Source organism: Thiomicrospira microaerophila (assembly GCF_000934765.1).
Taxonomy (GTDB): Bacteria; Pseudomonadota; Gammaproteobacteria; order Thiomicrospirales; family Thiomicrospiraceae; genus Thiomicrospira; species Thiomicrospira microaerophila.
In genome coordinates, this window is sequence record NZ_JYNN01000030.1 from 24,132 (window position 1) to 34,755 (window position 10,624).

12 protein-coding genes, 1 tRNA gene and 1 rRNA gene are annotated in these 10,624 nt (G+C 43.2%); 3 read left to right on the top strand and 11 right to left on the bottom strand.

Annotation, left to right across the window (positions count from 1 at the left end; translation table 11 throughout):
- The first annotated feature begins 2 nt into the window (after window positions 1–2).
- Genes NA59_RS09965 through NA59_RS14405 form a run of 3 tightly spaced genes read left to right on the top strand, consistent with a single transcriptional unit; the run spans window position 3 to window position 2,831 of the window.
- Window positions 3–500 carry a chalcone isomerase family protein gene (locus tag NA59_RS09965; RefSeq protein ID WP_044411808.1) on the top strand — a complete coding sequence of 166 codons (498 nt, stop codon included), beginning with the start codon at window positions 3–5 and terminating at the stop codon, window positions 498–500.
- Window positions 497–1,939 (top strand): cryptochrome/photolyase family protein, encoded by a 1,443-nt coding sequence (locus NA59_RS09970; protein ID WP_044411810.1) that lies wholly within the window; start codon window positions 497–499, stop codon window positions 1,937–1,939. Before NA59_RS09965 ends, NA59_RS09970 begins: the two co-directional genes overlap by 4 nt.
- A gap of 46 nt (window positions 1,940–1,985) precedes the next feature.
- Entirely contained in the window at window positions 1,986–2,831 is an 846-nt protein-coding gene (locus NA59_RS14405) for a MerR family transcriptional regulator (protein WP_052501594.1), read from the top strand.
- A gap of 11 nt (window positions 2,832–2,842) precedes the next feature.
- Here NA59_RS14405 and NA59_RS09980 read toward each other — a convergent pair whose 3' ends face one another.
- From NA59_RS09980 to rrf, 11 genes are all read right to left on the bottom strand, one after another.
- Entirely contained in the window at window positions 2,843–3,301 is a 459-nt protein-coding gene (locus tag NA59_RS09980) for a PAS domain-containing protein (RefSeq protein ID WP_044411812.1), read from the bottom strand.
- Between the two features lie 150 nt (window positions 3,302–3,451).
- Window positions 3,452–3,844, bottom strand: a complete 393-nt coding sequence (rpsI, locus tag NA59_RS09985) for a 30S ribosomal protein S9 (RefSeq protein ID WP_044411815.1) — start codon at window positions 3,842–3,844, stop codon at window positions 3,452–3,454.
- Between the two features lie 13 nt (window positions 3,845–3,857).
- Window positions 3,858–4,286, bottom strand: a complete 429-nt coding sequence (gene rplM, locus NA59_RS09990) for a 50S ribosomal protein L13 (RefSeq protein ID WP_044411818.1) — start codon at window positions 4,284–4,286, stop codon at window positions 3,858–3,860.
- Between the two features lie 179 nt (window positions 4,287–4,465).
- A complete protein-coding gene (locus tag NA59_RS09995; RefSeq protein ID WP_044411821.1) occupies window positions 4,466–5,659 on the bottom strand; it encodes a citrate synthase in 1,194 nt (397 codons plus the stop codon).
- A gap of 19 nt (window positions 5,660–5,678) precedes the next feature.
- Window positions 5,679–6,020, bottom strand: a complete 342-nt coding sequence (gene erpA / locus NA59_RS10000) for an iron-sulfur cluster insertion protein ErpA (protein ID WP_044411823.1) — start codon at window positions 6,018–6,020, stop codon at window positions 5,679–5,681.
- Between the two features lie 123 nt (window positions 6,021–6,143).
- Window positions 6,144–7,190, bottom strand: a complete 1,047-nt coding sequence (argC, locus tag NA59_RS10005) for an N-acetyl-gamma-glutamyl-phosphate reductase (protein WP_044411826.1) — start codon at window positions 7,188–7,190, stop codon at window positions 6,144–6,146.
- Window positions 7,191–7,288: 98 nt separating this feature from the next.
- Window positions 7,289–8,509 carry a beta-ketoacyl-ACP synthase I gene (gene fabB, locus NA59_RS10010; RefSeq protein ID WP_044411829.1) on the bottom strand — a complete coding sequence of 407 codons (1,221 nt, stop codon included), beginning with the start codon at window positions 8,507–8,509 and terminating at the stop codon, window positions 7,289–7,291.
- 2 nt (window positions 8,510–8,511) lie between these two features.
- Window positions 8,512–9,027: a 3-hydroxyacyl-[acyl-carrier-protein] dehydratase FabA gene (fabA, locus tag NA59_RS10015; RefSeq protein ID WP_044411832.1), complete on the bottom strand. Its 516-nt coding sequence runs from the start codon at window positions 9,025–9,027 to the stop codon at window positions 8,512–8,514.
- Window positions 9,028–9,134: 107 nt separating this feature from the next.
- Window positions 9,135–9,210 (bottom strand) — tRNA-Thr (locus NA59_RS10020).
- 219 nt (window positions 9,211–9,429) lie between these two features.
- Entirely contained in the window at window positions 9,430–10,203 is a 774-nt protein-coding gene (locus NA59_RS14410) for a type III pantothenate kinase (RefSeq protein WP_052501595.1), read from the bottom strand.
- Between the two features lie 91 nt (window positions 10,204–10,294).
- Window positions 10,295–10,410, bottom strand: a 5S ribosomal RNA gene (gene rrf / locus NA59_RS10030).
- Window positions 10,411–10,624 lie beyond the last annotated feature (214 nt).

Genomic DNA, 10,624 nt, shown 5'->3' on the forward strand with positions numbered 1-10,624 from the left:
TTATGAAACCTTGGATTTTAGTAATTGGGTTATTTTTACCCCTTATCCTGCAAGCACAAACAAGCTGGCAAACACTGGGGGAAGGTACTGCGCGCTGGGGGCTGTTTAAACTCTACGATGCGACACTGAGCGCACCAAGCGGTATCCGCGCGGATAGCTTGCTAGCTGACGATACCCCATTAAAACTAACCCTGTGCTACACACGGCGTCTAACCGCTGAAAACTTTATTGATGGCGCCAACCATGTCCTCGACAAACAGCCCATGAGCGAAGCGTTACGCGATGCCGTCGAGCAGCTACATCAAGCTTATCGCCCTGTTGAAAAAGGCGATTGCTATGTTCTGCAACACATTCCTGAGCAAGGCACGCGCTTAATGCTAAACCAACAAACACTTATTACCATTACAGAGCCCGAGTTTAAAGCCGTGTACTTTGGCATATGGCTGGGGGATGACCCGTTATCAAACACGCTTAAAGCCAACTTATTGGAAAATCTATGACACACTTAATATGGTTACAACGTGATTTAAGACTGGCTGATCATGCGCCGCTCTTTCGTGCACTGCAGCGCCAACACAAACTGGTCATTGCTTATATTCATGACCCAAAACGTATTTTAGGTGAAGCCAACGCCGCTTGGTTAGCCCATAGCCTAACTGACCTGCAACAATCGATTGCCAAGAAAGGCGGTGATTTACTGATGCTAGAGGGCGACTTTGCTCAGTGCTTTGAAAAGTTGGTGCAAGACTATCAGATTGGCCAGGTTTCTTATCATTATGAGGTAGGAGAAGCCTTTCAGCAACAGCAACAGCTGGCATTAGAAATTTGCAAGACGCACCAGATTGCACTCACACCCTATGACCAGGCCTGGTTGCCCTCAGAAATGGTACTGTCACAAAAAGGCGGCATCTACTCGGTGTTTACCCCTTTTTACAAAAAGCTGCTGACACTCTTTAATCAGGTTGCACTACCGACGAATGCGCCCACTGAACTTAGCGCCGCTAAACTCGCGCAGCCTAGCCAGCTTCCGAAAACTTTAGTTAACATATCGCAACAACCTTGGGCGCAACAAATGCTTGCGCACTGGCGTTCAGAGCCTAACCAGCTTGGTATAGGTGAGAAAGCCGCACAAGCGCGCTTCCATGCTTTTTTACAACAAGCCAGCAATGACTATCCAGAAGCACGCGACTTTCCATCCGAACCGGCTACCAGTAAACTCTCAACTCACTTGCAGTTTGGTGAAATATCCATGCGCCAATTGCTTTATCACTTGCAATCGGCTAAGTCAAATCCAGATTTTCAAATCCATTCACTCGATATTTTTATTCGTCAACTAGCTTGGCGTGAGTTTGGTCGCTATCTGCTTCAATTTCACCCACAGATTGAAACCCAAGCTTTCCAAACTAAATTTGCGGCTTTTCCTTGGGATAACAACGCCACCTGGTTAAGTGCGTGGCAACGTGGCGAAACCGGCGTACCGATTATCGATGCTGGCATGCGTGAACTTTGGCAAACAGGCTGGATGCACAACCGGATTCGAATGCTGGTCGCTTCTTGGTTAACCAAAAATGCAAATCTGTCTTGGCGTGAGGGGCAAGCTTGGTTTGCAGATACTCTGATTGATTCAGACCCCGCGAACAATGCTATGGGGTGGCAATGGGTAGCAGGTTGTGGTGTCGATGCGGCCCCCTATTATCGATTATTTAACCCGGTGGTTCAAAGTGAAAAATTTGATGCGAATGCGGAATATATCAAACACTGGCTACCTGAATTAAAATCCCTACCGGCTAAATATTGTCATGCGCCTTGGCTGCATAGCGCAAGTCTTGAGCAGTACGGCTTTAAGCTAGGCCAGCACTACCCCAAACCCTTGTTTGATTTGCAACAAAGTCGAGCAAACCATCTGCAACGCGTACAGGCTAACAAAAGCTATACGTAAACGTTACAGTTGAAAATTTTACTGTTTAGAGTATTATGGCAAAATTATGAAACAACTAGATCCCAACGCCCTATTCCCGATCAGAGAGGTATCCCGCCTCACTGGTATTAAACCTATCACCTTGCGTGCATGGGAACGTCGCTATGACTTGATTGAACCGGTTCGCACCGATTCAGGCCATCGACTTTATACCCAGGATCATATTGATTATTTGAATCAAGCCTTAAAGTTGATGGATGAAGGTATTCCGATTAGCCGTGTGAAAACAGTGCTGTCTGAGTCCCCGATTAGCAACACGCAAACTCAACCCGAAGAAAACCAATCCGATCTGACAAAAGCAACTATTCGTGCTGTAAACGACATGGATTTGTTTCAACTAGAGCGCTGTATAGATCGTCTATTTGCCGACTACTCGCTTGCACCGCTCCTCCCCTTACTCGAAACCATTGAGAACGCACTTCAAAAGAGTGAATTTTTAGCCATCAATTTATGGCAAACGCGTATAACACAACGCTTTCAAGTACGACTACACCAATTTCAACAGTCTGCGCGCTTTTTAGGACGCATAATCTTTATTCAAGCCACACCCTCAACGCCAAATTGGTACTCAAAATATATCGGCTTGTTTTGCTTTGAACAAGGGTATCAGCCCTTGGTGCTCGACCAAAGTATTCCCCTTGAGAATATTAAAGAGCTTCATGAAAAGCTAGCGCTTTATGGTTTTATACTGATAGACAATCAACAGTCAAACCATCAAGAATGGGCGGCTTATATAAAACACTTTTCAAGCATTAAGAGCTGGGTTTTCGGTGATGAATGTATTGGTGAAGAAAGTCCACCCAGCGTAAATTGTGAGCTACGTGCCAGATCGCAGTGGTTGCAGCCATTATAGGGTCTAGGAGGCTAGGCGTTGTTTTTTGATTGCTCGGCCTTGAGTCTTGCAATCTCGGCATGCGCCGCCTCTAGCTCCATCGCCAAGTTAACTTGCGCGGTGACATCTTTCTGAATACCAATGTAATAAGTAATCTTATCCAGCTCATCATAAAAGGGTGTGACACTTAGCTCGTTCCAAAAAACAGAACCATCTTTTCGATAGTTCTTTAAAATTGTCCTTACGGGATCATGTGATTCAATCGCTTTACGAATAATTTTTACAGCCGCTTGATCTGTATCCTCACCCTGCAAAAAACGACAATCTTGATACAAGATATCATCAGACGAATAACCTGTTAATGATTCAAAAGCAGGGTTCACATAAACAAGAATCGTATCCTCCCCCTCCTTTTCGGCTACTACAATACCTTCTTGTGCCGACTCAACCAACTGTAATAACAACTCATTTCTTAAGGTAAACTTTTTCATTCTTAGTCCTGTTATTTAATATTAATGGCATTTTAGCAACTCAATCACCTGTTGAGAATATACAATTACAATTAAATCGAAAATAGTTTGCCTTAAGCTAGAAACCAAAAAACCCGCCAAGGCGGGTTTTTTGGTGAACGGTAATAAAAATTAACGTTTTGAGAACTGCGGACGACGACGTGCTTTGCGAAGACCGACTTTTTTACGCTCAACTTTACGCGCATCACGTGTTAATAACTCACGTGAACGTAATGCTGGACGATTGCCCTCTTCATAACAAACCAATGCACGCGCAATACCGTGACGAATGGCACCAGCTTGACCTGTTGTACCACCACCAGCGACAGTGATGTAAGCGTCAAACTTGCCTTCACTTTGCGTAGCTTCGATTGGCTGGTTAATAACCATCAAATCTGTTTCACGCGCAAAATACTGATTGATTTCGCGACCATTTACCGTCATTTTTCCAGAGCCTGCGCGTAAGAAAACACGTGCTACTGAGCTTTTACGACGACCTGTTCCGTAATATTGTTCTGTTGCCATAGTAATCTTCCCCTTACAGCGCTAGTGTTTGTGGTTGTTGTGCAGTATGTGGATGCTCAGCACCCGCATATACTTTCAACTTGCGATACATGTCACGGCCTAAAGGACCACGTGGCAACATACCCTTAATAGCTAACTCAAGTACACGCTCAGGCTTAGACTCAATCAACTTCTCAAATGACATAGACTTTAGGTTACCTACATAACCTGTATAGCGGTGATACATTTTATTTTTACGCTTGTTACCCGTTACGCCAATTTTTTCAGCATTAACAATAACGATATAGTCACCACAATCAACGTGTGGCGTAAATTCTGGCTTATGCTTACCACGTAAACGCAATGCAACTTCAGCCGCTAAACGACCTAATGTTTTGCCTTCAGCGTCAACAACGAACCAGTCGCGTTTTACTTCTGCTGGTTTTGCTACAAATGTTCCCATTTCAAAAATCCTAATTAAGTTAATAATCCTAAATCGTTCGTTTGGCACTATACCAAACTCACATCCTTACTGTTTAACGGGCAATAAGAGGGGAAGGATTAATTAGACAGAGAATTATAAATAAATTACGCCACACTTACAAGCACTTTAAATCAAGCATGGCATTATTTTACAAAGTGTTACGACTGACTAGGGTTTAAAATACCGCCAATACCCTGTCCACGCTGATCCAATGGCAGGTAACAAGAGTTGCCTGCACCGGTATAAACCTGTGTTGGTCGAAAAATTTTGTTGTTTTGCAACTGTTCACGCCAGTGTGCCATCCACCCTGCCGAACGCGCAACGGCAAAAATTGAAGTAAACATTTTGGGATCAAAACCCATTTCTTTATACAAAATACCAGAATAAAAATCGACGTTTGGATAAACACCCTTATGACCTAACAGCTCCTCACAAATACGCTCGACCTCTAGGGCCGTTTCAAACATCACGCTAAGCTCACCACTTTTCGATTTTTTCGTAAGCAACTTCTCAGACAATTTTTGCAGAATGGTCGCGCGAGGGTCTTTGGTTTTATACTCTCTGTGCCCCATTCCCCAAATGACTTTTTTATTTGCCAACCTATCCTCAATATATGCCCGAGCATTTTCAGGGCGTCCGATCTTTTCTAGCATTTCGATAACCATCTGATTTGCACCACCATGCAGCGGACCCGACAAGGACGCGATGGCCGATGAAATCACCGAACAGGGATTAGCAAGGGTTGAGCCCGTTACCATGGTGGTAAAGGTTGACGCATTAATCGTGTGTTCAGCATGAAGGATAAGACATGCATCAAGCAAACGTGCCCAATCTGGATCTGGCTCTTCACCGGTAACCATATACAAAAAGTTTTCAGCATAGTTGAGATCTTTACGCGGCTCGATGGGGTCGTAGCCATTGCGCATATGCTCCCAACTGGCTACCAAGGTCGCCATGTGTGCAATGATTTTAACGGTTACATCATTGATATAACCCTGATTTTCAGTACCACCCTTCATGTATTCCGTACTTGGATAAAAACTCGCCAAGCTCGCCACCACCACTTGCAACATATGCATTGGGTGCGTGGTTTCTGGCAGGTTTTTCATTATTTCACGAATATTATATTTAACACGACGATGATCGCGCAATTGTTGATCGAAATCAGCTAGCTCAGAGGTGGTTGGCAATTCACCAAACAGCAGAAGTAGCGTTGTTTCTTCAAATGAAGACTTTTCCGCCAACTCCATAATGTCATATCCACGATAGGTAAGCACACCCTTTTGACCGTCGATATATGAAATTTTCGATTCGGTGGCCGGTACGCCCGCCAATCCTGGAATATATTGCATTTTAGATCCTTAACACTGATTAAACACTAAATGAAGAACCACAGCCGCAAGTTGTGGTTGCATTCGGGTTTTCTATAACAAATCGCGCACCTTGCAAATCTTCAAGATAATCAATTTTTGCACCAACAAGATACTGAAAGCTCATTGGATCAATAAGCAGTGTCACGCCATTTTTTTCAACAGCCGTATCATCCTCTGCTTGCGCCTCATCAAAGGTAAAACCATATTGGAAGCCTGAACAGCCACCGCCACTGATATAGACGCGTAACTTAAGCGCTGCATTTCCTTCATCATCGATTAGACCGCTTACTTTCAAAGCCGCCGCTTCAGTAAAGGTTACTGGATTCAACATTTCAGACATGACTTTCTCCCTTCTTTTGTAGCCGAGTGAATAGCTGTGTATAAAAGCCACAGCTTATTATTTTCTAAATATTATAAACTAAAAGTGCCACGCTAAAAATTTTGGTGAACTAGTAGTGCAAAACTAAGGTAACAACGCAACCTGCTTAAGACCACAATCCTCATCCAACCCGAACATTAAATTCATATTCTGTACCGCTTGGCCTGATGCACCTTTTACTAGGTTGTCAATAACGGATGTAACAACAACCACATCGCCGCCAACTGGACGATAAACCGCCATACGACACATATTTGAGCCTTTTACCATCCGGGTATCTGGCTGTGAGCCAGCAGGCATCACATCCACAAACTTCTCATCAGCATACTGCGTTTCAAACAGGTCCTGCAACTGCGACTGTGACCAATCCGCTGTTAACTTCGCATAAATCGTTGCTTCAATACCACGAATCATCGGCACAAGGTGCGGTACAAAGGTTAGGTTAACCTTGCCACCACCCGCCATTACAGACAAGCCTTCCGAAATTTCAGGCTGATGACGATGCCCATCAATACCATAGGCTCTAAAACTTTCACTGGTTTCTGCACTCAAAGATGCAACCTTGGCTCCACGACCTGCGCCACTTACACCCGACTTGCCATCAGCGATTAGGTGACGAGTATCGATAATGCCTGCTTTTAATAGCGGCTGAAATGCAAGTTGGATTGCAGTAGGGTAGCACCCAGGATTGGCAATAACCTTCGCCGTCTTAATTTTGTCACGATTTACCTCTGGTAAACCATACACAACGTCTTTCATAATCTCTGGGCAGCTATGCGGCATGTCATACCACTGCTCAAAAACAGCCATATCCGTAAGACGAAAATCCGCAGCCAAATCGATCACTCTTACACCAGCCTCTATCAGTTCTGGCGTTAAACTCATTGCTACTCCGTGTGGCGTGGCAAAAAACACCAGATCACACCGCTTTAACTGCGCCATATCCGGCTCAGAAAAACACAAGTCAAAATGACCACGTAAATTAGGAAACATTTGTGCGACTGACATCCCCGCTTCTGAGCGAGAAGTAATGACGACCACTTCAGCCTGAGGATGATTAGCTAGCAAACGCAATAGCTCGACACCGGTATAACCGGTTCCACCAACAATTCCAACTTTAACTTTATTCATATGTATTTCCGTTGAATTAAATTCTTATAACAAAAAAGCACTCTGCGTAGGCATGAGTGCTTTAAGATATTAACCCGCTTTAAAACAACAAGCGCTAGCTAGCCTTTATAACGCTCAACCACCAATGATGCATTCGTGCCACCAAAACCAAAGCTGTTGCTCATTATTCGATTCAATCCTGCATTATCGATTGTCTCTGTAACAATCGGCATACCTTCACAATCGGCATCCAATGTTTCAATATTAATAGAAGGGGCTATAAAATCATGCTCCATCATTATTAAGCTGTAAATAAGCTCGTGAACACCGGCCGCACCCAATGAATGACCTGACATAGCCTTTGTTGAACTGATTTTAGGTACCGCATTGCCAAACACCTCACGAACAGCCGCCATTTCTTTTGTGTCACCAACTGGCGTACTGGTACCGTGTGGGTTAATATAATCAATACCACCTTTAACAGTACTCAATGCTTGACGCATACAACGAACGGCACCCTCACCAGAAGGCGCAACCATATCATAACCGTCTGAATTAGCACCGTAACCAATAATTTCTGCATAAATTTTTGCACCACGTGCAAGCGCGTGCTCAAGCTCTTCCACTACAACCATACCCCCACCGCCAGCAATAACAAAACCATCTCGGTTCGCATCGTAGGTACGAGAAGCTTTTTCAGGCGTATCATTGTATTTAGACGACAAGGCACCCATGGCATCAAATAATACCGACATAGTCCAGTGAAGCTCTTCACCACCGCCAGCAAAAACTACATCCTGCTTACCTAGTTGAATCTGCTCCATCGCCGCACCAACGCAATGAGCACTGGTAGAACAGGCCGAGCTAATCGAGTAGTTAAGCCCCTTAATCTTAAACGGTGTTGCTAAGCATGCAGAAACGGTACTTCCCATCGTGCGTGTTACCATGTAAGGACCAACGCGCTTGACCCCTTTTTCACGTGTTACTTCAACCGCTTGTGTAGAGTTCGAATTGGAGCCGCCACCTGAACCCGCAATAATTCCAGTACGTTCGTTTGAAATCATTTCATCCGTTAAGCCCGAGTCTGCAATAGCTTGTTCCATCGCGATGTAACTATACGCGGCGGCATCACCCATAAAACGAAGTTGTTTTCTAGGAATTAACTCAGAAAAATTTAACCCCTTTACCGCTCCATGCACCTGCGAACGCAAACCATTTTCAGCATATTCAGGTGCAAAAACAATGCCTGACTTCCCTGCATACAACGAATCTTTTACCTGATTTTTATCATTACCAAGGCTCGAAACTATACCCAATCCAGTAATCACTACTCGCTTCATAATTAGAATGCATCCGTATTAGTAAACAATCCCACCTTAAGATCTGTGGCACTATAAATTTCACGACCATCAACATAAAGATGAGCATCGCCAATTCCCATATAAAGCTTTCTCTTAATAACACGTTTCATATTGATTACATATTCAACTTTTTTGGCTTTTGGCAAAACCTGACCATAAAACTTCACCTCACCAGAACCCAAAGCTCGGCCACGTCCTGGGCCGCCAGTCCAACCCAAGAAAAACCCAATCAGTTGCCACATGGCATCCAAACCCAAACACCCTGGCATCACCGGGTCTTCATTAAAATGGCAATCAAAAAACCAAAGTTCGGAGGTAATATCGAGTTCAGCTTTAATTAAGCCCTTTCCAAATTCGCCACCCTCTTCAGAAATATGCGTGATACGATCAAACATAAGCATAGGTGGTTTTGGTAACTGCGCATTACCGGGGCCAAATAATTCGCCTCGACCGCAAGCAAGGAGTTCTTCTTTTGTGTAGCTAGCGTGTTTTTCCATTATATTTTCCAAGTTTTAAATTTCTCGAATATTATAACAGTGGAAAGCTAAGAGGTAAATTTATGATTTAAAATTTAGATAAAGGATTTTTAAGACTGATTAAATGATGGTGCCGACAGAGGGACTCGAACCCCCAACCTACTGATTACAAATCAGTTGCACTACCAATTGTGCTATGTCGGCTTGTGGCGGTATTATAATGCTTTAAACACTTATGTCAACACAAATATTGTTTTTTAACGCTAATTTTTATAAATTTGCATGATGTTCGCACAAGAGATTGGTTTCCTAGTGTTTTTTTGAAAGAGCCCTGTTGTTACTCATGCCGCCGACTGAAAAAAGTGCAGGATAATCAATAGACGTGCGAGGGCGCCTAAACTTTATGAACCAAAGAAAACGAACCTAAATATCCAGTTTAAGTAAATTTTCGTTATTTGCAACTAAGTCGATACCATGCAAAACTAAATACTCATTTACAAGCCATTCACTTTTTAAATATGGCTTAACTAAATGAGCATCACCACCGGTTAAAACCAACACATAAGGCTCTTCTAGCCGAGACAGTTGAAGATCAACTTGGGCATCGAGAAATTGTGTAACCATACTAAGTACACCGTTTAATATAGCGCTTTCGGTATTACAAGCTAATAAAAGCTCGGACTGTAATGGAATAGAAAGAATATCAAGATCAGCTAAACGCTTACAATTAGACAAGGATGTTAACATTGCACTAATTCCTGGAAGAATTACCCCCCCCTTGTGCTGACCATTCGCATCTATACAGTCCAATGTTATCGCCGAACCTAAATCTACAACAATTGTAGGTCGCTTATAGAGTGCGTAAGCAGCTAACATCGCTAACCACCTGTCTACACCGAGTAATTCAGCTTCATCATAACAAACAGTTAAACCCAAAAAGTTTTTTACGGTTTGAAGCATAACAACTTCACAAGAGCAGCGGTTTTTTAGAGCACGGCATAAACCAGAAACAAAATCACTATCAGACACACTAGCAATAAATACCTTATCGCAAACTTGAGAATTGCAAGTTAAGGCTTCAACCAGCTTTTCAAGCTTTACACCCTTGTACTCCATAGCATATACGGTGTTTAAAAAGAAAGCATCAGAGCACGCCCATTTTAATCGCGTATTACCAATATCAATATATAGCGCCATAAATCCTCAATAAATAAAAACAATATCAATCAACCTCATCTTTTTCAAAGGCAAAAAAAAACCCCTCTTACGAGGGGTTTAGATGTATGGAGCTTGGCGATGACCTACTCTCGCATGGGGAGACCCCACACTACCATTGGCGCTGAAACGTTTCACTTCTGAGTTCGAGAAGGGATCAGGTGGTTCCATTTCGCTATGGTCGCCAAGCAATTCGGTTTTGTAAATGGGTTTTAGCCATTTACTAAAATTCTTTGCTAAGAAGTAATCTTTGCTTTGTAATAGGATACTGTATCTTGGTTTCGCTTTTATCTCAAGCTACACATCAGTTAAGTCACTTTTGAGTTGTATAGTTAAGCCTCACGAGTAATTAGTACAAGTTAGCTTCACACATTACTGCGCTTCCACACCTTGCCTATCAACG

What these genes read in the sequence shown, in the direction of transcription:
- NA59_RS09965 (WP_044411808.1), top strand. Translation starts at nt 3, where the DNA reads ATGAAACCTTGGATTTTAGTAATTGGGTTATTTTTACCCCTTATCCTG.
- NA59_RS09970 (WP_044411810.1), top strand. Translation starts at nt 497, where the DNA reads ATGACACACTTAATATGGTTACAACGTGATTTAAGACTGGCTGATCAT.
- NA59_RS14405 (WP_052501594.1), top strand. Translation starts at nt 1,986, where the DNA reads ATGAAACAACTAGATCCCAACGCCCTATTCCCGATCAGAGAGGTATCC.
- NA59_RS09980 (WP_044411812.1), bottom strand. Translation starts at nt 3,301, where the DNA reads ATGAAAAAGTTTACCTTAAGAAATGAGTTGTTATTACAGTTGGTTGAG.
- rpsI (WP_044411815.1), bottom strand. Translation starts at nt 3,844, where the DNA reads ATGGCAACAGAACAATATTACGGAACAGGTCGTCGTAAAAGCTCAGTA.
- rplM (WP_044411818.1), bottom strand. Translation starts at nt 4,286, where the DNA reads ATGGGAACATTTGTAGCAAAACCAGCAGAAGTAAAACGCGACTGGTTC.
- NA59_RS09995 (WP_044411821.1), bottom strand. Translation starts at nt 5,659, where the DNA reads ATGCAATATATTCCAGGATTGGCGGGCGTACCGGCCACCGAATCGAAA.
- erpA (WP_044411823.1), bottom strand. Translation starts at nt 6,020, where the DNA reads ATGTCTGAAATGTTGAATCCAGTAACCTTTACTGAAGCGGCGGCTTTG.
- argC (WP_044411826.1), bottom strand. Translation starts at nt 7,190, where the DNA reads ATGAATAAAGTTAAAGTTGGAATTGTTGGTGGAACCGGTTATACCGGT.
- fabB (WP_044411829.1), bottom strand. Translation starts at nt 8,509, where the DNA reads ATGAAGCGAGTAGTGATTACTGGATTGGGTATAGTTTCGAGCCTTGGT.
- fabA (WP_044411832.1), bottom strand. Translation starts at nt 9,027, where the DNA reads ATGGAAAAACACGCTAGCTACACAAAAGAAGAACTCCTTGCTTGCGGT.
- NA59_RS14410 (WP_052501595.1), bottom strand. Translation starts at nt 10,203, where the DNA reads ATGGCGCTATATATTGATATTGGTAATACGCGATTAAAATGGGCGTGC.